This is a genomic window from Paenibacillus turpanensis, from assembly GCF_011421635.1.
Taxonomy (GTDB): domain Bacteria; phylum Bacillota; class Bacilli; order Paenibacillales; family YIM-B00363; genus Paenibacillus_AK; species Paenibacillus_AK turpanensis.
The window spans coordinates 144,468-169,617 of sequence record NZ_WTLI01000009.1; the positions used below are offsets into that span (position 1 = coordinate 144,468).

The window sequence follows — 25,150 nt, forward strand, 5'->3', positions numbered from 1 at the left end:
TTTACGCAGATCGATCCGAACCGAGGATCGGTCTGTTTTTTTTGTGCTGTGCAAATCAGAGTGAATGGGAGGGGGGGAATTTATGAAGGAAGAAACAATGTTACAGCCGGGCGTGCTGGTAGCGGGCAGATACCGCGTGATGAGAAAGCTTGGACAGGGCGGCATGTGCGAGGTGTTTTTGGCGGAGGATCAAAGGCTTCCGGGCAAGCACTGGGCGATTAAGATACCGAGAATGGACGTGCCGTTTTACAGCCAGGTCCGCCAAGAGGCAATGCTGCTGGCAACGTTTCAGCACCCGAGTTTGCCGCAAATCGCTGATTTTATCCCTTTAGGGGACGGTGCTCGTTACGCTATGGTGATGGAATATATCGAAGGTGAAAATTTGCAGCAGTGGTTTGAGCGAAAGCGGAGGGAGCCTTCTTTACAGGAAGTTGTTGATGTTGCTGTACAGCTCTGCGAGGCATTGACTTATTTGCATGGGCAAATTAAAGATCCGATTATTTATCGGGATGTGAAGCCATCCAATATTATGATTTCCCGAGAGGGCAGGCTCAAGCTGATCGATTTCGGGACGGCCAGGCAGTACAAAGCAGGACGGGCGCAGGATACGGTGCCGCTTGGAACGCTAGCGTTTGCTTCTCCTGAGCAGCTTCGCGGTCATCAGACGGATGTGCGATCCGACGTATATGCGGTTGGGACGCTGCTTTATTATTTGCTGACTAGAGGCAGCTTGTACATTCAGAGCGTAAAATCCGCTAGCCAGCTCCATGCAAAGCTGTCTTTGAAAGTTAGCGAGGTTTTGCGGCAGGCGCTTCGTGAGGATCCGCAGGAGCGCTTTGCTTCCATTGCCGCGCTTCAAGCAGCACTCGTACAAGCAGCGGCGGCGGATTTGCCGGGCGTTGCAGGAGGCGGCTTGCTGCGGAAGCAGGGAAGCGCAGGTGCGTATGCTGCGGGGGTGCCGACGCGAACCATACTAACCGTGGGCAGCTTGTATTCCGGGGCTGGCGCTACGACGACGGCTCTGCTGCTGGCCGCGCTCCTCGACCGGGCGGGGATCCCGCACGCCTTTGTTGAGCTTCCGGGAAGCGAGCCCGAGCTGATGTATCGACTGAGCGGCGGACAACCGCATACGGATGAGGAAAGTATACATCCTCTGGGCGAGGATACGGGTTCAACGCCCAAAGGTACTGGGCCCTATCAGCCCTGGTCTGCCGACCCCATGTGCACAGATCATACGCATTGGTACCCGGCGGAGCGGGGCGGGGCGCGTTGGGAGCAGACGGAGCTTTATCGTCTGCTTGCTTCGATAAAACAGCCGATCGTCATTTTGGATGCGAGCGGCCATTTGCCTGACGAGAAGGTGCGCGTGGCCTGTGAGGCATCCGATTTGTTTTGGCTTGTCAGCGGACCGGATCCGCAGAAGCTGCTTACCATGCGAGCGCAGCGGCTGCATGATATGATGCAGTCCGCCAAGGCTGCAGGCAAGACGGCTGGCTGGATTGCAGCCCGGTTTTCGGCTGCTTCTTACGCAGCCGTCATGGCGGAGGCGTTCGGGCTGCCCCCGGCGGCGGTCATTCCCGAGCTGCCTGGGAAGGAATTGTTCCGAGCCAAGTGGAATGGGGACGGGCGTCTCCACTCGCTTCTGAAGGAAGAAGAGCTGCGCATTACGCTCACGAAGCGACTGGGTGAGCTGCTTGGAAGAGATGTCTCCGCTTGGGTTTCCCGCATGGAGAAAGGCGGGGGCTTGTTTAAGTGGATCAAAAAGAAACATTTATTTGAAAAAATGGGTTGACCAATCGCTTGAACCTCGGTATTATATTGCCATATAACATATTGTCGAATGCGGAAGCACCGCTGACCGAAATCTTAGGATTTCGATCTGCGTGTGCTTTTTTTTATTTTCTGAAACGAAAGGGGAGGTAAGGTTGTGCAAGGCAGAAATGGGCGTTTGTACACCGTATGGGCGGTAGTTTCTTATTCACTTATCGTGTATGGCGCTTGGCTTCTGATTTTACAATACGTGCCGAGGGAAGGGGGATAAGCCTATGGAGAGATTGCTGCTGGCAGTTGCTGATGGGGATGAAGACTATGTTGCTGCTTTAGCTTCTTTTTTGCGGGAGTCGGAGCTTTTTTTCCGTTTTGAAGTGCTGGAGTTTACAAATTGGGAGAAGCTTGCTGCGTTTGAAGCGCAGCAGCGAAGCTGCGAGCTCTTGGTGGTGTCTGCTTCTTTGGCGAGGGCGGTTGAGCGTCTTCCGGAAAGCGCCGTTATTGTGGCGCTGCTTGATTCTCCTCATGAAGCGGACCAGCCGGAGGGCTCCGCTGCAGCGATTTTTAAGTATCAATCGCTCGTTGAGCTCGTCAACAAGCTGGGGAATGTGTATATGAGCTTCCGGCAGCAGCCTATGAGACAGCACGGAAACGGGCCTGGGGCAGGCGCTTGTACCGTCGTTACCTTTTTTGCGGCCTCCGGCGGGACGGGAAAAACAACCGCTGCAATCTACAGCGCCGCAGATCTTATTAAGCGGGGAAAGCGTGTGCTGTACATTAATTTGGAAAGCGCCAATTGTGTTTCTTCCTATTTGTCCGAGAGAACTCAAAGCTCAGTGGATTTAGGGCGTATGCTCTACCATATTCGTGCCGTGCAGCCGGAGCAGGCCATGGAAGCGGCAGCGGAAGGCAAGGTAATGGAAAGAGGCATTGCGTACAACCGTCCGCTTCATGTGCGGGAATGGCTCGAGCTGCGCGCGGACGATATTGAAGGGATTGTTACAGCGGCGAGAGCTTCTGAAGCATATGATATGGTTTTGCTCGATCTGGAGAGCGGTTTATCCACGGTTGCGTTAGCCGCACTTCAAGCATGTGATTTAACGGTGTGGACATGTACGGGAGACGCAGCCTCAGAAGAAAAGCGGAGACTTTGCCAACGTGCATTGGAAGAGCTGCAGCTTTGGGGGCAGTTGAAGACAAAGTGCATGTTTCTGCAGACAAAACGGGTCCCCACTGCATATCCCCCTGCTTCGGGAAATAAGCACCTGCCCTATATGCCGCAATGGAAAACCTCGCAATCGCTTGAGGATGTTTGGCAGTCGCCCTATTACGCGGAGCAGGCTGCGAGCTTGTGGGGGGCGCTGCTAGAGGACGGTGATCGCGATGGACCAGCAGTTGTACGCGAAGCGGTGCCGGGAGGCCGTCCGCACTAAGCTTGAATATTTGGAAAGCTGCAGCGATGAGCAGCTGAAAGGCATCGTTGAAGCCGTCGTCTTCGGGATATCGGCGGAGTCTTACCTTACCGCAGCGGAAAAGGAGCAGCTGGTCAGCAGGGTTCTGTACTCGTTTCGTGGTCTTGATGTGCTGGAGCCGCTGCTGCACGATTCGCAGGTGACGGAGATTATGGTCAACTCACACGAGGAAATATTTTTTGAAAAGGGCGGTCGTCTCTTTACCTATGATTTGGCATTTGAATCCGTGGAGCGTCTGGAAACCGTCATCCAGACGATCGTAAGCAGCGTAAACCGAACCGTGAACGAAGCCTCGCCGATCGTTGATGCGCGGCTGGCCGACGGGTCCAGGGTCAACGTAGTACTGCCGCCTGTTGCCCTTAAGGGACCGGCGCTGACGATCCGCAAATTTCCGGAACGTCCGCTAGGGCTGCAGGACTTAATCGAAAAAGGGGCATTAACACCGGAAGCCGCGGATTATCTCATTGCTGCTGTCAAGGACCGCAGAAATATATTTATCAGCGGAGGAACCGGCTCGGGCAAAACGACGTTTCTTAACGCGTTGTCCCAGCATATTCCGTCCCATGAGCGAATTATTACGATCGAGGATTCGGCGGAGCTGCAAATTCGTACGGTGCCGAATCTAATCAGCCTCGAGACGAGGAATCCGAACACAGAGGGGAAGGGTGAAATTACGATACGGCAGCTGATTAAAAGCTCCCTTCGTATGCGCCCGAGCCGCATCATTGTGGGGGAGGTTCGGGGAGCAGAGGCGCTTGATATGCTGCAAGCAATGAATACGGGGCATGACGGCTCGTTGTCCACAGGACACGCGAACTCGGCCCGGGACATGCTCAGCCGGCTGGAGACGATGGTGTTAAGCGCCGTTTCCTTGCCCTTGGAAGTGATTCGCCAGCAGATCAGCTCTGCGCTTGATGTGATGGTGCATTTAAGCCGGATGACTGACTTCAGCCGTAAAGTCGTGGAAATATGCGAGGTAGGGGCTGCCGACGGAGGCGCTGTGAAGCTTAAACCGCAATTCGTCTATGATCCATCTATGGAATGCTTGCAGGCGGTGACGAAGAGTGTAGACGAAGGAGGACATGTCCGTTGATTGTGGTCATTATAGCTGCGGCAGCGCTTTGTACGTATGGCGTGCTTGTGTGGCGCGATCGAGGCAAGGTCCGCGATGGAAAGCGAGAAAAAGGCTTTTCTTGGCGGACTCGTATGAACATCCCGGTGAGGACGGACAAACTCAGCGGGACAGAAAGCTACGATACATATGTGCTGTCCCAGAAGGAGCTGTTTGTAGTGGGCGCAGCCGGTTTTGCTGCAATGGCGCTGATCGGACGTCTGTTTTATGAACCGCTGCTGCTGAGTGTTATAACTGGGCTCTTGGGCTTGTCAGCCGTCCCGTTCTACCGCAAGGCAGTGGCAGCAAGGCGGAAGCAGCAGCTAACGCTGCAATTTAAGCAGGCCCTTTACTCGGTCTCCTCTTCATTGTCCGCAGGGAAATCGGTGGAAAATGCCTTCCGTTCGGTGAACGAAGACTTGTCGCTCTTGTATCCGCAAGGAGATGTGCCGATGATGAAGGAGCTTGAGCGAATTGTTGCTCTCATTGAACTCGGCGAGCCCATCGAAAAAGCATTGGAGCAGTTTGCCGCTCGCAGCGGGGTTGAGGAAATCCAAACCTTCTCGGATATATTCCGCATTGGCAAGCGAAGCGGTGTCGATTTGGTGCATGTGGTACGACTCACCTCTCAATCGATCGGGGAAAAAATCGATATGGAGCAGGAAATTTCCGTCATGCTCGCTCAAAAGCGTTTTGAATCCAAAGCGCTGCTGCTGGTTCCCCTCGTCCTGCTTGCTTTTTTGAAATATAGTTCACCGGACTATGTTGCGCCTCTTTATGCAGCGGGAGGGATCGTAGTAATGACAGCAGCGCTTCTCGTATTAGGCGGTGCGTTCTGGTTCGTCAATCGGTTGATGAATATTAAGGTGTGATGGGAAATGGCAATTGCAATGATCGGGCTTTTGATAGTTTGGCTCTTTGGCGCCGGAGCGGGTAAGGCTTATCGCGCCAACAATGTTCGAAATGGCTTCTTGGCGTCTTTCAGCTGGTACATCGATAGGCTTCGATTGGCACAGGTTTTCGATGCTTTTCTTGTACGACTGCAGTATAAGTTCAGTCAGCTTGGAGAGATGACAGGCTTGTTTGAACGAAGCAAGCTTTGGCTTATTGAAACAACAGGCATCAGTTATGCTGTGCTGTTGTTTACGATTTTGCTGGCCTGGCTGGTCGGCGGAGACCCGGTTCTTGTAGGAGCGGGTCTTCTAGGGGCTCTGGTGACTCCGCTATTTCGCATCAAAAGCTTGGACGCACGTGTATTGACTCGGAAACGTCAGATGATGCTTGAGCTGCCGAATGTACTGAATCAGCTGGCTCTCTTTATGCACGCCGGCGATCCGATCACGAAGGCATTGTCGCGGTGCGCCGTGCCGGCAAGCGGAAATAAAGCGGTTCACCCGCTCTATGGCGAGCTGGCAAGATTGAAGCTGGAGCTGGAGCAGCAGCAGCCGTTTGCCGAGAGTATAGAGCGGTTTAACAAGCGCTGCGGTTTACAGGAGGTTTCCTTGGTTTGTACGACGATATTGCTTAATCACAAAAGGGGCGGTAATTATCTTGCGGCTTCGCTGCAGGAGCTGGGCAGAGGATTATGGGACAAGCGAAAAACGACAGTCCGAACCTTGACGGAAGAGGCGTCTTCAAAAATGCTTTTTCCGATGGTCGTCATTTTTCTTGTTGTACTTGTTATTGTCGCTTATCCAGCGATTATGCTGCTTGAAAATTCATAAGGGGAGAGAATGTGGATGAAGACGATTTCGATTGTAAATGAATGGAACAAGCTGAAGAGGGACGAGAGCGGAATCGGGACGCTGGAAATGCTGCTGATTATTGCAATCATCATTATCATAGCGGTTGCTTTCCGTAAATGGATTAGCAAATGGGTATATGAAATGTTTACCGATTCGCAAACCAAGCTGGACCAAAACCGCACGGACCCAGGAAATATTAACCCTCCAGCCAGCGGCAGCTAATGGCCAAAGCGAAATGGAAATGGCTTGGAAATGAAAAAGGCTCATTTACGCTGGAAGCGGCGCTTGTAATGCCAGTCATTATGCTGATCGTGATCAGTCTGCTGCTTCTTGCGGTTGGGCAGCTGCGCAGTGCGCAGCTATATAAGTTTTCCTATCAAATTGCCGACCGTACCGCGTTTTCGTGGAGCAACAGTCACCGAGAGTATAAAACAGGGGCTTTAACCCCGGGATTTTACGACCCGCTATATTGGCGGCTGACCGATAATGCGCCGGTAAGGGTGGATAAAGGAAGCGTTCCGGATGACGGGCTTCCAGGAGCGAAATTGGCCAAGGGTCTTCCTGAAGCATCATTTGGCGATGCCTATTCGGCGATGGATAGATCGGGGCTGTTTTCGTATGTGCAGGTTTCTTCTTCAAGCAATGTGCCATGGCAGGGCCGGAAAACACTCATTGCGAATGCCTCGATAACAGAGCCGGCGGAGTTTATCCGCAATACCGATCTCATACTTAACGATCTTCCCAAATATGTTCAGAGGGCAACAGCTCCCGCACAAGCATCTGCTGCGCAAAACGGAACCCAGCAAAATTCCGGCAGCAATGAGGCTGCTAATAAACCGAGAGAGCTGGTATTCAGTAATCATGCTGAGGCACTCGCATACCTGCGAACGATTGTAAAAGGAAGTTATTCTTCTAGAAGTACAACCGAGAACGGGACGTGGCGAATGATCGATGCATTGGATCGGGACGGCATTGCCCATCAGGTGTATGTGGGTCCCAAAACTTACGGCGGAGACATCAAGGATCAGCTTTTGAAGGATGCGGAGCTGGTGTCCAAGGGGGAGGTGAAGGGCGTGGTTTGGCATTTTTTTCGCAAGGAGGGAGCGGGCCAGCCGGGTCCAAGCAGAAGTCTAGCTGCAGAGCTTCAGAAGAAGGGAATTATGGTGGTCATCCATGAGTAAGCAGCCCTCTGAAGATCATGATCCGCTTCCAAGCCGCAAATGGTGGGACAAGAGTGTAAAAAACGAGCGCGGCTCTGTATCGGTGCTGCTGCTCCTTCTGTTTGCGGCATTTTTCTTGTTCTGTGGGCTGCTGGTGGATATTGCGAGAATTTACATGGCGGATAATCGGGTGGAGACGGCCCTCCGTGCAGGTGCCCGCAGTGCTTTGTCAGGATATGACACCGGCGTGAAAGAGTATGGATTGTTTGGGGTTAGCGTGGGTGACGAACAGATCAAGCAGTGGTCGATAGAAGTTGTGCAGGCGCATCTTCGAGGTCAAGGAAAGAGCGGCTGGACTGCGGCTGCGGTTGAATCTAGCAAGCTGCATACAACGGCGCTCTACCCGTTGGCGGATCATACGATTTTTCGCCAGCAGGTGATGGAGCGGATGAAGTATGTTGCTCCCGCTGAATTCGCGGTATCCATTACGGAGGGCTTCCGTAAAACTCGTGCGGAGGCCGCCGCCGTACAAACGTATACGGAGCAGATGAAGCAGCTCGAGCAGCTGCAGGAAAAGCGGGAACAAGCCTTGAGGGCGGCAAAAAGTAAAGCGGAAGAGCTGATTAGGGATGCGAATCGCTTCCATAACAACTTTACGTCGTATATTGCACAAGCCACTCACCCGGAAATGCCTTCTTATTCTGCAGGTGATGCGGCATTATCCCAATATTCCGGAATGACGAAAACGCTGAACGAGCTATTTGCACATTTGCAGGAGGCGAACCAAGTTGACCGTGAAATGGCCGGTTATGCCGATCAGACGGAGCAAAGCTGGAGAAGCCAAACCGCTAATGCTTCCGCAGAGTGGCATGGATTAGGGCTTCTCGGTGAGGATTATTTTGCAAAATACCGGAGTGATGCAGCGGAATTGGTTGCTTACGTGGGCAAGCTCTGCAATCAATGGTCTGCGCGAAAAGGCGGCCAAGAGCTTCGGCAGGCGAATGGTGACATCAAACAAGGGGCCCAGCGCTGGGGACAGCAGCTGATGCAGAAGGAAGCAGAACGGCAAGCGGCGTATGACCGGCAGAAGCAGGCGGAAAAAGGAAAAAAGCAGGAAGCGGAAACGGAAGGGAAAAAGGCGTTGTCCCAAGCGCTTAAAGGAGCCTGCGAGCGGGTCGATTTGCCTTATTACATCAAGCTTTTGGGCAATGGGGGTGCGTTGAAATACTTGCAATATAATGAGAACCAGGCTGCTGCGGGATCAGATTACCAGGCTCCTGAACCGGTCGGCTCGAGCGGCCTCGGTGCAATTCAGTTTTTATCGACGGTTTCCAGTGCGGCAGAGCTGCTGAGGAATGATATGTATTTGAATGAATTTGCGTTGACCACCTTTAATCACCGATTGAGAGCAGATGAGTATAATCATGTTTTGGAGAAGCAGGAGGCGGAATACATCCTTTACGGACTTCCAGGCTGTGAAGCGAATATTTCGGCGGCTTACGCGGAAATGTTTGCTGTCCGTACGGCACTCCGAACAGCAGAGGCGCTGCTCCAGCCGGCTAGGGCGGCAGCGGGAACTCCGGCGCTTGCCTTCTTTACTGCTTTAGCGGAAGGGGTGCGGCAAGCCTCTTTGGACATGGAGAAGCTGATTAACGGAGAGAGCGTGGAGCTCTTTGCCAAAACCCCATCGATTCGTCTCAATTATGGGGATTATTTACGAATTTTTTATTTGCTGCACAGCAGCGATGACAAGGCGATGGCACGAATGCAGGCTCTCATTGAGCTGCAAACAGGGACGGATTTAACGAAGGCGTATACGTCGGTTCATGCTTCGGTTGAAGCAAGGGTGCCTTATTGGTTTATGCCCCGTGTGCTGCGCGGATCGGAAGGAGGGAAGGGCTCCTATGCAATCTATAAACAAGTGTCTGACAGCTACTAAAGGCCCCACATCTAAACGTTCGTATTGGAGGGGGCAGCAGGGCGGGTATACGCTGGAGGCCGCTGTCGTTTTTCCCATTTTTGCCGTGGCCGCAGTGATTTTTATTGTCATGATTCATATTGCAATTATTGAAATGAATGTAAGGTCTGCACTGAATCAAGCAGTGAAGCTGGTGGCCGTCTATTCCTATCCAGCGGCAGCGGTAATGAATAAGACTAATCTTCCCGTTGATGTCATTGCCGGTATACAAGAACAGCTGCCGGAGGCGGTTAAGCCATTGCTGTCTGCAATCACATCTCCTGTTGATCGCGCTGCGCGGGATGCGGCTGAGGTACTCATTTACAACCACGCAGACCCGAAAAGCGATGGAACGAAGCGGCTGTATCGAGATCGGCTGGAGGTTTCGGAGCTGGAGCTGCCCTCGCTCTTTGGTTCAGGCGAGCCAATGGTGAAAATGACGGTTCAATATAAGGTGCCGATCACACTCCCGTTTTTCACGATTGACGTAACGCTTGTGCAAACGGCTTCGGAAAGAGCTTGGCTCGGGGCGTCGTAAGGGCTGATGTACGCTTAGCGAAAACCAAGTTGTTCGACTCGAATTTGTTGTTTTTTCATTTAGGAAAGCGGGAGGTTTTCGTGCATGGTGAAGCTGGCCCTGCTCAGCTGTTTTTTGTTGGCGGTGCTTTACACAGACTTACGCAGCCGGCGAATTCCCAATAAACTATGTGCGGCGGCTTTTCTTGCGGCTATCGTTTATCAGGGAACGGTGTCTTCGTTTGCAGGGCTTGGGGAAGCAGCCGCAGGAGCCTTGGCCGGAGGCGGGCTGATGGTCATTTTGTATGCAGCGGGGGCGACGGGGGGAGGAGACGTGAAGCTGTTTACAGCCGCAGGCGCGTGGATTGGAGCCGCGGCAGCCGCAAAAGCAGTTTTGATTGCAGTTCTGATCTCCGGGGCTGTTGCTGTGATTTACTTCGGCTGGAAAGGAAATCTTGGTTCCTATTTTCGTGAAATTTATCGATTCCTCCTTTGCAGCGCTGCTTTGCGGGATCCTTCCATCGTTTTACGGGATGCGGCGCTTCAGAAGAGCCGTTTTCCTTTTGCCGTAGCGGCGGTTCCGGCCATTTATGCAGCGTTACATTTTCCCTTTAGGTAAGGAGGTGTTTGTCATTGACACTGCAGTTGCAGCTTCATGGACGGCCGGTTCAATTTGAATCGGCAGGAGGAAAACAATTGCTGACGGTATCCGTTGCGGATCGGCTTGAGCTATCTGGCTCCGAGGTAAGCATGCTGCGCCACTGCCGCATTCCCAGCTTACTGGTTTTGTCGGTAGAGGAACGTAATTTGGATGTCCGGCTGTGCTATAACGTTACGGGAAGAAGGTCACTTTCGCAGCAGCTGCGTTCCGGAGCTTTTTCAAGAACGGAAGCATGCCATATCTTGCTACAGATTATATCTATCATACAGAGCGGAGCACCATATTTATTAAAGCAGGATGGCTTTGTGCTTGATGAGCAATATATTTTTACCAGTGAGCTTTCGGGTGAATATCGGTTGTTGTATTTGCCATTACGAAGAGAGAAAGAGGATGCCGCGTTTTCCGAGCAGTTTTTGGATTTGGCGGAGCGGCTGTTTGGCGGGAATGGGGAATTTCGAGACTTTGTCCGGAAGGAAGGAGGGCCGCCGTCGGTAATCGTTCACTGGAAGCGGCTAGTGGAGGGCTTTGAATTTCCATCCTCCGGTGACGACCGATTATTCAGGGATCATCTAAGTGAGGGGGCGGCGCGAAGCCATCTCAAGCTTGCAGCTACGCATTCCGAGAATGCGGGAGGGACGATGTTCTCTGCGCCTGGACAGTCAGCGGGCAACAAGGAAGAAAAAAAGCAGACGGCACAAACCTTGCTTGATGTAATGAATGCTGCGCGTGTCACCCCCAAAGCAGCGGAAGGCGGGGGCGAGCTTATTAACCCGAAGGGGGGACAGGGGAAGCCGCCGTCGAAGCACTCCGCTTTGGGGCGGGGGATGGGAGAATCTCCGGAATGGTTTGCAAGCATGCTGGAGGAGGAGTTTGAAGAGGGCGCTACTCCAGGAAAAGGACGCTTTAAGGAGCTTTTGACAGACAAAGGCGTTGGGCTTTGGACGGTGTTGACTTGTACAGCGGGAATTGCCGTCGTCTGGTTACCTTCTGAAGGCCTGTTGTATACAGCGCTGGGATGCTTATCGGAAGTGGTGAGACGAGTAGTGCTCGCCATGGCGGCAGCACCCGCTTTAGCGGCGGAGTCGGACGTATACGATACAGGGGAACTGCAGGGAGAATTCTTAGCTGTCAAAAATGATGTTCAGATGAGCGAATGGTGTCAAACATCTTTTTTACCGGAATCCGATGCAACGGTCTTTTTAGGTGCGGGCTGGAAGCCTGATCCGACCCGGCTTCTGCTAATCGAGCATGAGGGGAAGGAACGAACGGTGCCTTGGAAAACAGAACGTTTTGTCCTTGGAAGAGGTCCGGAGGGGGTAGATTATGAAGCGGCGAGTTCTGGCATTTCCCGTCAGCATGTGGAATGGAGCACAAGCGATAAGGGGATATTTATCAAGGATTTAGGCTCGCGCAATGGAACTCGTCTTAATGGAGAGCTGCTGCAGCCGTTCACATTGTATCCGTTAAAAGAAGGGGATACGGTAACTGTTCTTACTTTTGAGGTTACTTTGCGTATCGCCTAAAAATACGGTTATAATAAAATGCAGGAATTCATTGGGAAAGGATGATCCGTTTTGGCTAGAACACCTTCCAACATGGTAGCCCTAGGGACGAAAGCGCCCGATTTTTCGCTGCCGAATGTCGTTTCCGGTACGACGGTTTCGCTTCAAGACATTAAGTCTGACCGTGCAACTTTGGTCATGTTTATTTGTAACCACTGTCCGTTTGTTAAGCATGTGATGGATGAACTGGTACAGCTTGGCCGGGACTATATTCCAAAAGGCGTGTCCGTAATCGCGATCAGCTCCAACGATGCGGAGCAGTATCCTGATGATTCGCCGGAGGAGATGAAAAAGCTGGCGCAGGAAAAAAGCTTTCCGTTCCCTTACTTATACGATGAAACCCAGCAGGTTGCCAAGGCGTTTGATGCAGCATGCACGCCGGACTTTTACATTTTGGACGGCTCCTTGTCGATCGTGTACAGAGGGCAGCTGGATGATTCGAGACCGGGCAATGATGTGCCTGTAACGGGGAAAGACATCCGCACCGCGTTGGACGCACTGCTTAGCGGAAGCCCTGTATCGCAGGAGCAGCGACCTAGCCTAGGCTGCAATATTAAGTGGAAATAAATCGCATAACGGAGACATTGCCCTGGACAAGGGGATGTCTCTTTTTATTGTCGTAAGTTGTATCTCGCCTAGTCGTTTGGTATGTTTAATATTATACCTATTTTTGCCGAGGTGAACGGCGTGTACGAACTTTATGGCGAATGGTCGGACGGCCGTCATCAAGACAGCCGCCTATATTTTTTGGTTTGGGCAAGAATGGAAAGTGGAACGGAAGAAGAGGGTCGTACGATGCCAATCGACGCCTTATACGAACTGCTTGAGCATACGGTGCCGGAGGAAGAGCGATCGATCCTGCGTCAGATGTTTCACGCATCCGAGGAGGGGACTCGGTTACAGGCGGAGCTCTGCCCGGAGTTCGCAGGTCCCCTTTGCCGATGTTTGCTGTCCATTGGACGTAATCATGCCGCTGCTATATCGGCTGATGTCAAGCCTGCGGAAAGCTGGCAGCGCTGCGCCCGATTGGCGGAGCGAGCTTTGCTTATTGTGCAAAGCGGAGCGTATCTTCCGGGGATGCGAAACGACGGAAAGCGCTGGACCCCGGCGTGGGTCACGGAAAATTTGGCCGGAGATCAGCCGCTCGTTAGGGATCGTACTGCTGCGGAGATCGAAACCGTTGCGGATTTGGAAATCCTGCACTCTCTCGTCGATGCGTTTGTCAAAGGTTTAGTTTCGGAACGCTTGAAGACGGTCGTGCTGCAGGAGGTCAATCCTTCGTATGTGGTGCCATTGACACCAATTGAGCACTGGTTATCCGTGATCTTAAGCTCGGAGCAGCCTCATGAGCAGAGCCTTGAGGCCATTGAATGGATTGCCGAGGAATGGGTGGATTGGGCCCAGTCTCGCTTTGAAGCCGCAAGGCAGGAGGATCTACAGACCTGGCTGCGGCTTGAGCCTTCCGAGGAAGAGAGCAGGCCATGGACACTATCCTATTTTATCGGTGAAAAAGGAAGCCCGGACAAATTGACTCCAGCCCGGCAGGTTTGGCTGGAAGGGGCATCCCCGAACGGAGACGCAAAAGCGCAGCGGCTGCTGGAGGATTTGGTTGCAGCTGCAGACCGCAGCCCCGAAATTGCCTCCAGCCTAAAGGAGGCTGCCCCGGAACGCTGCCGCTTGTCGGTGGAGCGGGCCTATATGTTTTTGAAGGAAACTGCGGGGGAGCTGAGCGAGGCCGGGATTGGCGTTCTTGTGCCGTCATGGTGGAAGCGGCCGGAGCCGGTTGGCCTTCGCATGACTGTACAGGATGATCGCCCCGAAGAGGGAACGGCTGCTGGAGGCGCAATGCCTTCTTTACTTGGCTTCGATGCGCTGGTCCGTTACCGCTTTGAGCTTTATTACGAGGGAGAAGCGGTTCCCGACGAGGTTGCTGCGGACTGGATCAAGCGGAAAGAGGGGCTCGTCACATGGAACGGCCGCTGGCTGGAGCTGACGCCGCAGCGTGCCGAGCAGCTGTCCCGCTGGCTCAGCGAGCGGAAAGACGGCCGCATGAGCACGGCGGATGCGCTGCATCATGCACTCGCTTCAGAAGGCGGACAACAGGCAGAGGATCGGCTTCCCGTCATTCATACGGCTGCGGAAGGCTCTTTTGCTCGAATGCTTACCATTCTGCGCGAATCATTCGAAATTGCCGAGCTGCAGCCGCCGCCGTCGTTACACGGATCGCTGCGGGAGTACCAGCTTCGCGGATACTCCTGGCTGGCCGCCATGCTGACGCATGGCTTCGGTGTTTGCTTGGCGGACGATATGGGCCTAGGCAAGACGATTCAATGGATCGCGCTGCTGCTGCATTTAAAGGAGCAGGGAGAGCTGGACGGCCCCGTGCTGCTGCTCTGCCCGACCTCGGTCATCGGCAACTGGGAGCGGGAGCTGCAGCGCTTCGCGCCGTCGATCCGGGTGCTGCTGCATTACGGCCCGGAGCGGGCGCTAAACCATCAGCAGCTCCAAGAGCTGATGGATGACCATGATGTTGTCATCACCAGCTACACCACGGCTCAGCGCGACGAGGAGCTGCTGGCCCCGATAACCTGGGGCATGGCCGCATTTGATGAAGCACAGCAGCTCAAAAACAGCGCGGCAAAGCAGACGCGGGCGGCGAAACGGCTGCGCGCTGCCAAGCGCGTAGCGCTGACCGGGACGCCGGTGGAAAACCGGCTGTCGGAGCTGTGGAGTATTATGGATTTGGTGAATCCGGGATATTTGGGGTCCTATGAGCGCTTCCAGGCTTCGTTCGCGGCTCCGATCGAGCGCGGAGGCAGCACAGAGGCACAGCAGCGCCTGCAAAAAATATTGCGGCCGTTTCTGCTGCGAAGACATAAAGAGGATCCCGATGTCGCACCTGATCTGCCGGATAAGCTGGAGCATAAGCAATATTGCCAGCTGACGCAAGAGCAGGCGGAGCTATACGAAGGCGTCGTGGATCAAATGCTGCTGCGTGTGACGGAATCCGACGGAATGAAGCGCAGAAGCCTCATTCTGTCGTCGATTACCAAGCTCAAGCAGCTGTGCAACGATCCCGCGCATTTTCGAAGAGAAACGGAGCTTACGCTGGGGCGCTCCGGGAAACTGCTGCGCCTAACCGAGCTGCTTGATCAAATTGTCGAAGCGGATGAACGCGTAATTGTGTTTACGCAATACGCGTATATGGCAAAGCTGCTCGTACGCTTTTTGACCGAGCGTTACCGCGAAGAGCCGCTGCTGCTGCACGGAGGAGTTCCCAAGGCAAAGCGCGACGAGCTTGTTCGCGTGTTTCAAGAGGAGGCGGACGGCCCTCATATTTTTGTGCTGTCCTTAAAAACCGGGGGCTTTGGTTTAAACCTAACTCGTGCTAATCACGTCATTCACTACGACCGCTGGTGGAATCCAGCCGTAGAAAATCAAGCCACTGACCGGGTGCACCGAATTGGGCAGAGGGAGCATGTGCAGGTGCATAAGCTCATTACCGCCGGAACGCTGGAGGAACAGATCGACCTGCTGATGGAACGGAAGAAGGAGCTTTCCGAAGGAGTAATCGGCAGCGGTGAGCAATGGCTTACAGAGCTTTCCAGCGAACAGCTGAAGGACATCCTGATGCTGAGAGAGGAGCATGTTGGGGGGCAGAGCTGAGCATGACAAATGATCAGGGGATCGAGTGGAAAATTATCCCGGGAAAACTGCAGGCCCGCTTTTCACCGAATGGAGGAAAGCCGTTCCGGGTAAGCCTGCAGGTTCGTGAATGGGATACAGCATCGAAGCAGGAAGCAGCGGGAGCTGCCGCCGAAGCACTTCGTTATGAAGCGGAGCTGCGGTCAGGCATGTTACCGGAGGAATTAAAGGAACGGATGGATGCCCGGGGCATTATACTGCTTCCGCCGTTTCAGGAGCTTGCTGCTTCCAGCTGCACTTGTAATTTTACACAGCCGTGCAGCCACGCGAGAAGCGTGTGGACGCACTTTTATGAATATATATCACATCGCGGGATCTTGGATGCGTACCGGTTGCGGGGGTTACCGGAGGAGGAGCTGTGGCCGCTTGTACGGGCGAAAAGAGCCGAAGCCGCTGCTGCGGTAAACGCAGGAGCGGGGCGCTCTTCCACAGCCTCCCCAAATCCGGTAAGCTACGAGCCGGCAGCCGATATGGAAGAAGCCAAGGAAGTAACCTCCATGCTGAAGGAATATGGGGACCCGCCGTTTTGGAATCGGCCTCAGGCATTATATGAGGTACTGGATCTGGTTTACGAATCAGCCGCAGAGGCGGCAGCTCAAACGCTGTCCGAGAAGGGAGGCCGTTCATGAACGGGAGAATGACCGAGCGTTTTCTTGTGAAATATGCGGCAGTGGCGCGGCAGGCATCGTATTTAGATAAGAAGTCGTCGCTTCTTGGCGAGTCGAATCCGTATTATGTGCTGGAATGGCTGCTTTTGCCTCCGTCCAAGGAGGAGCTGGAGCGTTTGTCTTCGATCGATTATGCTCGTTCCCCTGGCTTGGACCGGAAGAAGCAGATCCCGTTTTTGCAGGTTTTTTTTTCGCAAACCGTTCCGGATCTTGCGTTTTCGGTGTCCAATCGTCTAGCTTTTGCGCTTCGCAGATCCGCTTTAGCCGATCTTCGCCGATTGTTCGGTGAGTCCGCGTGGACAGAAGCGTCGGGCCGGTTGGTTTCGAGATTGCAGGAGACGCTCAGCTTGTGGAGCAGGTTCCAGCAAACGTGGGCGGAGCTGACGAAAGAGGCGGAGGAAGAGTTTGCAAGAAAGCGGAAGGAGCTTCTGCAGGAGGAGGCAGAGCAGCCCAAGGAAGTCATGGAGGAGCAGCTGCAGCGCTTGCAGGAAACGCGTAATGAACGGATTAACGCGATTCCCAAAGAGCTGCTGAGCGGTCCGTTCGCCGAAGAGCCGCTGCTCGCATTGTTTTATTATAAAAATTGGGAAACCCCTTCCTCCTATGTAGAAGGCTTCATCGAAGCAATCCGCCATGCCGGCGTAGATCCTTACGCTGCTGCGGCCGAACAATCGGAGCCTGAATCGCTTGTCGAATGGGAGGCTCAGGAACGGAAAACATTTTTGGATTGGGCCGCGGGGTATTTTTCCGAAACCGATCTAAATAGAGCAAAGCTGGATATGCAGGAAAAACAGCGTGTATGGGCCCGTTGGCTGGAGCGTCTCCCTGAACTGGCAAAGACAAACAGAGTGCTAGCGGAAGAGCTGATTCAAACGACAGTGAATATTCACGGCGCGGAACGGCTTTTTGTAGAGGACGGGACGTCGGCTCCATGGCTTCCTGCCTTTATCCGCACACTGCTTGAAGGAGATGAACGGCGTGCGCAGGAGCTTGCCTTGTTTGTGCGCGACCGCATTATTTTGAAGCAGTGGCCGATTTTTGCGGAGAAGCTTCTTTCACCCGCCATCTCTAAGGAGAAGCACATCTGGGTGTTTTGCCTAGACCCGGTGAGCATCGAGCAAAGGCTTTTGCGGAGCTCGGCTGCGAAAGCGGGACCGGCGGCCATGATTGAGGCCTTGTGTGAAGCGTATGCATTCGGTTTGAAGACGGGTCTGCCATTCCGCTGGTTGGAACCGCATTTAGCGTATTTATGCGATAAGGAGCCGGGAGTCATTACAACGTTCCCGTTCAAGGTAAGCAGCTTTGCGGAGCTTTCTCCGGTGCTGTCGGTGGATGCGGCGCTGTTAACTCCCGTGTTTAAAAGGGAAGCAGCCGCACCGGCAAGACGAAAAATAGCGGAGCTGCTGGTTCAGCATATGGCGGCGGGAGCGGATCATGTTGATCAGCAGGAAAAGAAGGCAGCCCGGCTGCTCGCTTCGGAAAAGCCGGATATGGTGAAGCTGTGGCTTGAGCGTTATGGAAGAGAACCGGATATGCTGCCGAAAGCAAGCTGGGAAAGGGCGGCCCGCACGTTGGACGTAAAGTGGCTGGGATTTGCGCTGCCGGGCAAGGAAGCGGAGCATGCTCAGGTGTTGAAATGGCTGGAGACAAACAGCGAATGGATCTCCTTTGAGGGGGATGCTTCGCCTAGCTCCGGCGGAGGTTCAACCAAGGTAAGCTACCGAATCTTGGCCCCGGGTGTGCTGGACGCGGCCGGCGGCCGGCTGCTCGCCAGAGTGAAAGTGAGGGCGGAGCTGGCGGATCAACAGGAAATCCGTTCTTTGCTCGACGATTTAGCGGACTTATAAGGGGTAAAAGGGGGATGCTTATGGCGGCCCGTTCATTTCGTCGATCGCTTTTATCGCTGCTTACCTTTTGGAAAAAAGCGCGAAATCCGAAGCCGGACACGGCGCAAAGCGCTCAGGCGAAAATTACTTTACGCCATGAACAGATCGAGGCTCTGCTGGATCTCCAGGCGGACTACGCACAGCGTTCGGAGGAAATGAAGAAACATTTTCCAGAGCTGGCGTTTTCCATTGAACGGCTTTATACTCCGGGAACGGACTGGGAGTGGTTTCCGAAAGACACGGAAAAGCTGCCGGCTGATGGGGAAAACTATATCATCGTCAGCCATGAGGGCGATGCTCCTCCGGAGCAGCTGATGATTCGGGTGCTCCGGCCGGGGATCCGTTCCGTGGGGGACCGGAAGGCTTTGGTAAAGGCAAAAATATCCGTGCATCACCGCCGAAAGGCGGGGGAAGCGACTTCGCTTCTTGACGATCTGAACAATTTATAAGGAGGAACAGAATGGCTCCTTTGTACGTAGGTATCGATTTTGGCACGACCAATTCTTCGGTGGCTGTACTCGATCCAATCACACTTCAGCCCGAGCTGCGCAAGGTGGACGTCGGCGAGCAGCCTGAGCTGATCCGGACCATTTTGTCCAAGACAGAAGAAGGGGAATGGACGATCGGCAACCAAGCCGCCGCAATCGGCGCGCTGCGCGACCGTTCGGTAATGTCGGTCAAAACGGAGCTCCGCAAAAATATCGATTTTGTACTGGAGCTGGATGGCCGACGCCATGATGTCACCTCGTTAATCTCTATATATTTGAAAGAACTGCTGCACCGAGCGGGAATTGAAGACCCCTCGGAAATTGAACGGCTGGCGCTCAGTATACCGGTAAACTACGATGAACGCCGCAAGTCGATGATGGAGCAGGCGGCTGTTTCGATCGGCCTTAAGCCGGGCACTGTATGGTTCGTCGATGAGCCGGTAGCCGTGCTGTGGGACTGTCTGCGTATTCCAGGCAAATATGTGCTCGTATTTGACTTTGGCGGCGGTACGCTTGATTTGGCGATCCTTGATAAGCATGAAACGGAGGATACGGCGCATGAAACCGGCGACCGTTTCAGCGGCGAGGTCATCGTTAAGCATGGCCTCGATATCGGCGGGGACGATCTCGACGACCGGCTGATCAAGTACTTTGTGGAGCAGGGCCGTCAGCAGGGAAATCCGGTTTGCGCAAACATTGCGCCGGAGGTGTTTGACGATCCGGAGCGCCTTCACAAGCTGAAGACCCATCCAAAGTTTACGTTTTATTATCAGCTGAAGGCGGCAGCGGAGCGGGTTAAGCGGCAGCTTTCCAAGCATGAAGAGGTATCGTTGTCGATTCCGGCGCTCATTCCGGGAGTGGACGAAGGGATCAAGGGATTGACGGTGACGGTTCGTCAATTTATGGAAATGACGGCGGGCATTCAAAGCCAAATGCTGCAGGGGCTGCGCAAGCTCGAGATGCTGTTCCGCGAAAAGACGAAAAAGTCGCGGCATGATATCGATGCGGTGCTGCTTTCCGGGGGAAGCAGCTTGGTAACGTTTGTACCTGACTTGCTCGAGGAGCTGTTCCCGAACGCAAGGATTGTCTGGGATGAGGCGCACTTGCAAACCCGCATCACCCGAGGCAATGCGCGTTATGCGCTGTCTGAGGATGACTTGGCAATCGGCGATACGATCAATGCCGCTTACGGCATTTACAACCATGCGGGCAAGGAAACGATACCGATCATTTACGAGGATGAGCGGTATCCGATTCAAAAGGTAAAGCGAGTTGCTACAACACGCGCAAATCAGACGAAAATTGAGATCAGTCCGATGGTGAAACGGCGCGAGGATCAGCAGTATGTGCCGCTAACGCGAAACGGCCAGCCGGTTGCTTGGAGGCTGACGATTTTGCCGCACGAGAAGGCGCTTGACGTGAGCCGGATCTCGGTTACCTATACGATTGACAAAAGCCGCGTGCTGCGAATTCGCGCTTATGATAATTGGTTTGAGCAAGAGGTAGGGGTTAAGGAAATCCCGCTTCAATCATAAATAAAGTGGAGGGCAGAAGCAGTGGGCGAGCTTAAGAAGCAAATTAATATGGATTACATGGTGGGACAACTCGAGGCCCTCCTGTCGATCCCAAGCCCGAGCGGATTTTGCCGGGATGCATTACGTGTATTGAACGCCGAACTCGGTCAGCTCGGCTTCACAGCCGAATCGCTGGCCAAAGGCGGTCTTATTATAACCGTACCGGGAGCTGACCCGGCCAAAACGGTCGGCGTATCGGCGCATGTCGACACGCTTGGGGCGATGGTTCGCTCCATCAAAAGCAGCGGCACGCTGCGGATGACTTCGGTGGGCGGTTATATGATGGGATCGATCGAAAATGAATACTGCACGATTCATACGAGGAGCGGCAAAACATATTCGGGAACGATTCTTACGACGAAGCCCTCCGTCCATGTCTACCCGGAAGCGCGGGAGCTGAAGCGCGAAGAGGCAGTCATGGAGGTGCGTATTGACGAGGATGTAGCCTCGAAGGAGGATGTGGAGCAGCTCGGTATCGGAGTAGGGGATTTCGTATCCTTCGATCCACGTACGAAGGTGCTGCCGAACGGCTGGATCAAATCCCGCCATCTCGATAACAAAGCGGGAGTTGCGGTTATTCTCGGATTACTGGAATGGCTCAACCGAACGAAGACCGTACCTGCGTATACCTTAAAGCTGATTATTACCGCTTATGAGGAAGTAGGGCACGGCGCAGCGTACATTCCCTCCGATATCTCGGAGCTTTTGGCCATTGATATGGGGGCGATCGGCGACGATCTGCAGTGCACCGAAAAGGATGTTTCGATCTGCGCGAAGGATTCCTCCGGGCCTTACGACTATGACATGGTGTCCTGCTTGATCGAGCTGGCCAAACGGGAGTCCTTGTCGTACGCAGTCGATATTTACCCGCAGTATGGCTCTGATGCGTCCGCCGCGCTGAGGGGCGGAAACAATATCCGGGCGGCGCTGATCGGCCCCGGCGTCCATGCGTCGCATGCGATGGAACGTACGCATCGAGATGCGCTGCACCAGACCGCTGCGCTGCTGGCCGCTTATGTTACTGCAGTATGAGGGCCTTGGAAGAATGGAACCGCCGGGCGGGGGAGTCCCGCGACGGCTTATGGTTCCTTTACATTTACACCCCGATGTGCGGAACCTGCGCGCTAGCCGAACGGATGCTGCAAATTGCTTTGGAGCTTGAGCCCGACGCACCGGTGCTGAAAACGAATATTCACGCTTTGACGGACATCACGGCAGCCTGGCAGATCGAAAGTGTTCCTTGCCTGCTTAGGCTGGAAGACGGGGTTGCGACCAAAAAGCTGTATGCGTTTCAATCGGTGCCGAATGTGGTGACCGTGCTGCGCCGCTGGAAGATTCGCGAGGTGAAATAGGGCCGGACCCTTGATCATGGCTTCGCAAGTGAGGTGCCACTTTTCGTGCAAGCCCTTGTCCTATATAATGAAGGCTCATAGATAAACTATTATTGTTAGTTAGGGAGAGGAACCAGATGGCGAAAATTAAGCTTTTTTCGGATAGCACTTGCGATCTCGGCAAAGAGCTAATAGAGCAGCACGATATCGGCATTGTGCCCTTGCATGTCATCTTCGGCGAAGAATCCTACAAAGACGGCGTAGATATTGATGCCCCGGAGCTGTACAGCAAAGTAGACCAGACCGGGAGCTTGCCGAAAACAGCCGCACCTTCTCCAGGTGAATTTGTAGAAGCGTTCCAGCCGCATATTGAGAAGGGAGAGACGATCCTCTACATTGGCTTGTCCTCCGACATATCCGCCACGTATCAAAATGCAAGATTGGCTGCACAGCAGTTTGAAGAGGGACAAGTCTACGTTGTAGACTCCCGCAACCTTGCGACCGGAATCGGTATTCTAGTATTGAAGGCGGCTGACCTTGCCGAGCAAGGCATGGCTGCTGAGGAAATTGCGGCTACGATTGAAGGGTTGACCTGCAAGGTAGAGACCTCCTTTATCATCGATACACTCGATTATTTGTATAAGGGGGGCCGTCTTTCCAGCCTGCAAAACTTTATCGGAAGCCTGCTCAAGATCCGACCGATCGTAAAAGTAACGGATGGGAAAATGATTTTGGCGGAGAAGATCCGCGGCCAGCGCGAGAAGGCACTTGATAAACTGTTAACCAGTGCGCTAGCCGATAAGGATTTCATTGACCGTGCGCGTATGTTTGTTACGCACTCTATGGCGGACCGGGAGGCGGAACTAGTTCGCGAAGCGCTCCATAACGCAGGAATAACCAATGTACATATCACAACGACCGGCTGCGTCATTTCCAGCCACTGCGGACCGCAAACCCTAGGGATTGTTTACTTGAAAACATAAAAGGATGTGCGCTTTCATGAAAGTGAAAATCATCTCAGACGGCAGCTCCGATTTGCCGAAGGAAATCATTGAACTTCTAGGTATTGAAATTGTTCCTTTATTCGTTCACTTTGGCACGGAGCAGTATTCCTCGAGCGAGCTGACTGCCGAGCAATTTTACAGCAAAATGAAGCAAGCCGATGAACTTCCGAAAACATCAAGTCCTTCCCCATACGACTTTCTGAAAGCGTACAGAAACGTTCCCGAAGGATACGACATCGTGGTCATTGCCTGCTCCTCCGGGCTGAGCAGTACCTACAATCACGCTGTGATGGCAAAAGAGATGCTGATTGAAGAAGGGTATGCAGGGGTTATCGAGGTGCTGGACGCTCGAACAACCTCGCTCGGCCTTGGCCTCATTGCGTATCAAGCGGCGAAAATGGCGCAGGCGGGAGCAGGTGCTATGGACATTATCCGAACGGCTCGCCAGCATATCCAGGACGGAGCAACGTATTTTGTGCTGGATACGCTTGAAAATGTGATCCGCGGCGGCCGCCTTGACCGTGTGCGCGGTACGGTGGCCAGCATGCTGAACATTAAATTGCTGATGCGTAATAGCGAGGAAGGCAAGGTTGAGGTCATCGATAAAATTCGCGGCTCGCAAAACGCGATCAAGAAAATGATGGACAAAATTGGAGAGGCCCGCCACGATTTCGGGCAGGCCGTCGTTGCCATTGCACACAGCAATTGCGAGGAAAAAGCGAAGGCGGTACGGGACATGCTGCTTCAACGTTATCCTTTTAAGGACGTCGTATTCGGAAATATGGGTCCCGTTATTGGGACATACGCCGGCGAAGGGGCGATCCTGATCGCGCATTAATCCAGAGTAGGGCGGTGGCCAGCAGAAGAATACCGCACCAGGAAAACATCGTTGTCACCGAAAGAAGATCAACCAAGGCAAAGCCGACGACAGGACCCACTGCTGAGCCTAGATCAAGCGCAAGGGTATACGCCGTCATGACGGTGATCTTTGCGGCAGGCTGCTCCCGTTCTGCGGTATCGGACGCAAGTGCATCCATGACGGTGGTCAGCAGTGTATTCGTCAGCTGAAGAACAAACAGCATGATCAGCCATACTGCTGCGGAGGCCGCAGGCAGCAGCGCCAGAATGAGGCCCGACCCGGCAAGTCCGAACAGGAACCAAGGGAGACGGCCTTTTTTGCCGTCGCTCAGCCTTCCGAACAAGGGCGAGAGCAGAGGCGAGACGCCCCAGCGAAATGCCTGCAAAATGCCGGCCACTGCTGCCGCAGTAAGGATGATTCCGGGAAGCGTGAGCCCGCTTGGAAGCTGCTCGGCCATCGCCTTGCTGATGGTGGAGGCGAAGACCCCGAAGAACACGGCAGCGACAATAAAGCCGGTTACGCACATCCGGATCGGACCTGCTTGCATAAGAATTGTCCAGATGGGGAGGCGCCCCTTATCTTGCGGTTCGTCGGCTGCCGGCGCGGCTGCGTTATCGCTCGGAATGTAATAAACGGCGGGGATCAGCAACATCACCATGAGGACGGTAACGATCACGATGGCCGTTTCAAAATGACTTGCCGGTACGAGCCCGCCTGTGAGCATTCCGAGCAGACCGCCAAGGCTCCAAAGACCGTTGTAGAGGCCCATCGCCTGTCCCTTTTTGTCAAAGGAGGAGCAGTCGATTACGGTCAGGAAGCCCCCGAGGCGCAAAATCCCCCATGAAATGCCCCATAGGCAGCGGACGATGAACAGCAGCAAAAAGCCGTCAATAAAGGCGTAGGACAACGATGTGAGAATGGCCAGGGCAGCGGCAATGACGATGCCGTTCCGTTTTCCGATCGTATGATACAGCCAGCCGATGGCGGGGCTCAGCGGCAGCCTTATAAATCGATTTACGGCGAGCAGCACGCCGACCTGCCACATGGAGTCCAGTCCGAAGCGTTCGGGGTATAGAGGCATAAAAATGTACAGCATGGAGTCTGCAATGAGGCAGACGGCGGTGATAAAAGCGACGAACAAAATCGGTTTTCGGTTAATCATGGGAGGTTCTCCTAGTTATTATCGTTGACAACCATCTTATACTGGAAGCAATGTTTGAAAAAGGGTAAGATATCGAATATTATTTTTCATCTTTACGATGGACGGAGGAATGAAGATGGATCAAGAACAGAAGCAGCTGGTCATTGCTGAATATAAAACGGGCGTGTACATTGGTGAACTGTTGTCGTCGGAGGGACCAAAGGCTAAGGTGCGTGTTCTGGCTGTCCGCAAGCACCCGGAGCAGGGCGACTTGCATCAGCCAATGGAAGCCGACGTGGCGATGTTTCATCAGCGCAGGGCGCTTGCTTACCGCGAGGTGGCGAATGTGCCTGCGGCATCGGTAAGGCCGTACCAAGGCGGAATGGTTCCAGCCTACGAGGAATCGCTGCGGGCCTCCTTGGCAGCGGAAATAGAACGGCTGCAGGGCGTGTCACGCTGGGCCGAGCGTTCGCTTCAGGAGCTAAGCCTGCTTCGCACGGATTATGGTTTTGACAAGAGCTAACAACAAAAAGAGCGAGCATG

Annotated in this window: 23 protein-coding genes; 22 read left to right on the top strand and 1 reads right to left on the bottom strand. The window is 53.8% G+C overall.

Features of this window, described 5'->3' with window-relative positions:
* The first annotated feature begins 82 nt into the window (after positions 1-82).
* From GQS10_RS10300 to GQS10_RS10400, 21 genes are all read left to right on the top strand, one after another.
* Positions 83-1,792: a serine/threonine-protein kinase gene (locus GQS10_RS10300; protein ID WP_166241719.1), complete on the top strand. Its 1,710-nt coding sequence runs from the start codon at positions 83-85 to the stop codon at positions 1,790-1,792.
* A 253-nt stretch (positions 1,793-2,045) separates the two neighbouring features.
* The gene (locus GQS10_RS10305; RefSeq protein ID WP_166241721.1) at positions 2,046-3,200 is read left to right on the top strand and encodes an AAA family ATPase; all 1,155 of its coding nucleotides are present in this window, start codon (positions 2,046-2,048) and stop codon (positions 3,198-3,200) included.
* Complete coding sequence (locus GQS10_RS10310) at positions 3,151-4,332, top strand: TadA family conjugal transfer-associated ATPase (protein ID WP_166241723.1); 1,182 nt, start codon at positions 3,151-3,153, stop codon at positions 4,330-4,332. The genes GQS10_RS10305 and GQS10_RS10310 overlap by 50 nt, the downstream gene beginning before the upstream one ends.
* Positions 4,333-4,334: 2 nt before the next feature.
* Positions 4,335-5,222: a type II secretion system F family protein gene (locus GQS10_RS10315; protein ID WP_341805044.1), complete on the top strand. Its 888-nt coding sequence runs from the start codon at positions 4,335-4,337 to the stop codon at positions 5,220-5,222.
* Positions 5,223-5,228: 6 nt separating this feature from the next.
* Positions 5,229-6,074 carry a type II secretion system F family protein gene (locus GQS10_RS10320; RefSeq protein ID WP_166241727.1) on the top strand — a complete coding sequence of 282 codons (846 nt, stop codon included), beginning with the start codon at positions 5,229-5,231 and terminating at the stop codon, positions 6,072-6,074.
* A gap of 15 nt (positions 6,075-6,089) precedes the next feature.
* Positions 6,090-6,317 carry a Flp1 family type IVb pilin gene (locus GQS10_RS10325; protein ID WP_166241729.1) on the top strand — a complete coding sequence of 76 codons (228 nt, stop codon included), beginning with the start codon at positions 6,090-6,092 and terminating at the stop codon, positions 6,315-6,317.
* The gene (locus tag GQS10_RS10330) at positions 6,317-7,276 is read left to right on the top strand and encodes a hypothetical protein (RefSeq protein ID WP_166241731.1); all 960 of its coding nucleotides are present in this window, start codon (positions 6,317-6,319) and stop codon (positions 7,274-7,276) included. Before GQS10_RS10325 ends, GQS10_RS10330 begins: the two co-directional genes overlap by 1 nt.
* Positions 7,269-9,194 carry a hypothetical protein gene (locus GQS10_RS10335; RefSeq protein ID WP_166241733.1) on the top strand — a complete coding sequence of 642 codons (1,926 nt, stop codon included), beginning with the start codon at positions 7,269-7,271 and terminating at the stop codon, positions 9,192-9,194. Before GQS10_RS10330 ends, GQS10_RS10335 begins: the two co-directional genes overlap by 8 nt.
* Positions 9,160-9,750, top strand: coding sequence for a hypothetical protein (locus GQS10_RS10340; protein WP_166241735.1), 591 nt, complete (start codon positions 9,160-9,162; stop codon positions 9,748-9,750). Before GQS10_RS10335 ends, GQS10_RS10340 begins: the two co-directional genes overlap by 35 nt.
* 84 nt (positions 9,751-9,834) lie before the next feature.
* Positions 9,835-10,347, top strand: coding sequence for a prepilin peptidase (locus GQS10_RS10345; RefSeq protein WP_166241737.1), 513 nt, complete (start codon positions 9,835-9,837; stop codon positions 10,345-10,347).
* 14 nt (positions 10,348-10,361) lie between these two features.
* Positions 10,362-11,912 (top strand): DUF6382 domain-containing protein, encoded by a 1,551-nt coding sequence (locus tag GQS10_RS10350; protein ID WP_166241739.1) that lies wholly within the window; start codon positions 10,362-10,364, stop codon positions 11,910-11,912.
* Positions 11,913-11,984: 72 nt separating this feature from the next.
* A complete protein-coding gene (locus GQS10_RS10355) occupies positions 11,985-12,518 on the top strand; it encodes a redoxin domain-containing protein (protein WP_166241856.1) in 534 nt (177 codons plus the stop codon).
* A gap of 81 nt (positions 12,519-12,599) precedes the next feature.
* Positions 12,600-15,617 (top strand): DEAD/DEAH box helicase, encoded by a 3,018-nt coding sequence (locus GQS10_RS10360; RefSeq protein WP_166241741.1) that lies wholly within the window; start codon positions 12,600-12,602, stop codon positions 15,615-15,617.
* Positions 15,618-15,619: 2 nt separating this feature from the next.
* Positions 15,620-16,285: a hypothetical protein gene (locus GQS10_RS10365; protein WP_166241743.1), complete on the top strand. Its 666-nt coding sequence runs from the start codon at positions 15,620-15,622 to the stop codon at positions 16,283-16,285.
* The gene (locus tag GQS10_RS10370; protein WP_166241745.1) at positions 16,282-18,171 is read left to right on the top strand and encodes a hypothetical protein; all 1,890 of its coding nucleotides are present in this window, start codon (positions 16,282-16,284) and stop codon (positions 18,169-18,171) included. The genes GQS10_RS10365 and GQS10_RS10370 overlap by 4 nt, the downstream gene beginning before the upstream one ends.
* A 20-nt stretch (positions 18,172-18,191) precedes the next feature.
* Positions 18,192-18,659: a hypothetical protein gene (locus GQS10_RS10375; protein WP_166241747.1), complete on the top strand. Its 468-nt coding sequence runs from the start codon at positions 18,192-18,194 to the stop codon at positions 18,657-18,659.
* A gap of 11 nt (positions 18,660-18,670) precedes the next feature.
* Positions 18,671-20,233: an Hsp70 family protein gene (locus GQS10_RS10380; protein WP_166241749.1), complete on the top strand. Its 1,563-nt coding sequence runs from the start codon at positions 18,671-18,673 to the stop codon at positions 20,231-20,233.
* A 48-nt stretch (positions 20,234-20,281) separates the two neighbouring features.
* Positions 20,282-21,304 (top strand): M42 family metallopeptidase, encoded by a 1,023-nt coding sequence (locus tag GQS10_RS10385; RefSeq protein WP_166241858.1) that lies wholly within the window; start codon positions 20,282-20,284, stop codon positions 21,302-21,304.
* Between the two features lie 5 nt (positions 21,305-21,309).
* On the top strand, positions 21,310-21,624 hold the full coding sequence (locus GQS10_RS10390) for a thioredoxin family protein (protein ID WP_243735094.1): 315 nt from the start codon (positions 21,310-21,312) through the stop codon (positions 21,622-21,624).
* A gap of 116 nt (positions 21,625-21,740) precedes the next feature.
* A complete protein-coding gene (locus tag GQS10_RS10395; protein ID WP_166241753.1) occupies positions 21,741-22,586 on the top strand; it encodes a DegV family protein in 846 nt (281 codons plus the stop codon).
* 16 nt (positions 22,587-22,602) lie between these two features.
* On the top strand, positions 22,603-23,445 hold the full coding sequence (locus GQS10_RS10400; RefSeq protein ID WP_166241754.1) for a DegV family protein: 843 nt from the start codon (positions 22,603-22,605) through the stop codon (positions 23,443-23,445).
* Here GQS10_RS10400 and GQS10_RS10405 read toward each other — a convergent pair.
* Entirely contained in the window at positions 23,399-24,628 is a 1,230-nt protein-coding gene (locus tag GQS10_RS10405) for an MFS transporter (protein ID WP_166241756.1), read from the bottom strand. The genes GQS10_RS10400 and GQS10_RS10405 overlap by 47 nt on opposite strands.
* Positions 24,629-24,743: 115 nt before the next feature.
* Between GQS10_RS10405 and kapB the strand changes: the two genes are divergently transcribed.
* Positions 24,744-25,130: a kinase-associated lipoprotein KapB gene (gene kapB / locus GQS10_RS10410; protein ID WP_243735095.1), complete on the top strand. Its 387-nt coding sequence runs from the start codon at positions 24,744-24,746 to the stop codon at positions 25,128-25,130.
* Positions 25,131-25,150 lie beyond the last annotated feature (20 nt).

Bases quoted from the DNA above. Each gene is read 5' to 3' on its own strand.
- GQS10_RS10300 (WP_166241719.1), top strand. From the start codon at position 83: ATGAAGGAAGAAACAATGTTACAGCCGGGCGTGCTGGTAGCGGGCAGA.
- GQS10_RS10305 (WP_166241721.1), top strand. From the start codon at position 2,046: ATGGAGAGATTGCTGCTGGCAGTTGCTGATGGGGATGAAGACTATGTT.
- GQS10_RS10310 (WP_166241723.1), top strand. From the start codon at position 3,151: ATGGACCAGCAGTTGTACGCGAAGCGGTGCCGGGAGGCCGTCCGCACT.
- GQS10_RS10320 (WP_166241727.1), top strand. From the start codon at position 5,229: ATGGCAATTGCAATGATCGGGCTTTTGATAGTTTGGCTCTTTGGCGCC.
- GQS10_RS10325 (WP_166241729.1), top strand. From the start codon at position 6,090: ATGAAGACGATTTCGATTGTAAATGAATGGAACAAGCTGAAGAGGGAC.
- GQS10_RS10330 (WP_166241731.1), top strand. From the start codon at position 6,317: ATGGCCAAAGCGAAATGGAAATGGCTTGGAAATGAAAAAGGCTCATTT.
- GQS10_RS10335 (WP_166241733.1), top strand. From the start codon at position 7,269: ATGAGTAAGCAGCCCTCTGAAGATCATGATCCGCTTCCAAGCCGCAAA.
- GQS10_RS10340 (WP_166241735.1), top strand. From the start codon at position 9,160: ATGCAATCTATAAACAAGTGTCTGACAGCTACTAAAGGCCCCACATCT.
- GQS10_RS10345 (WP_166241737.1), top strand. From the start codon at position 9,835: ATGGTGAAGCTGGCCCTGCTCAGCTGTTTTTTGTTGGCGGTGCTTTAC.
- GQS10_RS10355 (WP_166241856.1), top strand. From the start codon at position 11,985: ATGGTAGCCCTAGGGACGAAAGCGCCCGATTTTTCGCTGCCGAATGTC.
- GQS10_RS10360 (WP_166241741.1), top strand. From the start codon at position 12,600: ATGTTTAATATTATACCTATTTTTGCCGAGGTGAACGGCGTGTACGAA.
- GQS10_RS10365 (WP_166241743.1), top strand. From the start codon at position 15,620: ATGACAAATGATCAGGGGATCGAGTGGAAAATTATCCCGGGAAAACTG.
- GQS10_RS10370 (WP_166241745.1), top strand. From the start codon at position 16,282: ATGAACGGGAGAATGACCGAGCGTTTTCTTGTGAAATATGCGGCAGTG.
- GQS10_RS10375 (WP_166241747.1), top strand. From the start codon at position 18,192: ATGGCGGCCCGTTCATTTCGTCGATCGCTTTTATCGCTGCTTACCTTT.
- GQS10_RS10380 (WP_166241749.1), top strand. From the start codon at position 18,671: ATGGCTCCTTTGTACGTAGGTATCGATTTTGGCACGACCAATTCTTCG.
- GQS10_RS10385 (WP_166241858.1), top strand. From the start codon at position 20,282: ATGGATTACATGGTGGGACAACTCGAGGCCCTCCTGTCGATCCCAAGC.
- GQS10_RS10395 (WP_166241753.1), top strand. From the start codon at position 21,741: ATGGCGAAAATTAAGCTTTTTTCGGATAGCACTTGCGATCTCGGCAAA.
- GQS10_RS10400 (WP_166241754.1), top strand. From the start codon at position 22,603: ATGAAAGTGAAAATCATCTCAGACGGCAGCTCCGATTTGCCGAAGGAA.
- GQS10_RS10405 (WP_166241756.1), bottom strand. From the start codon at position 24,628: ATGATTAACCGAAAACCGATTTTGTTCGTCGCTTTTATCACCGCCGTC.
- kapB (WP_243735095.1), top strand. From the start codon at position 24,744: ATGGATCAAGAACAGAAGCAGCTGGTCATTGCTGAATATAAAACGGGC.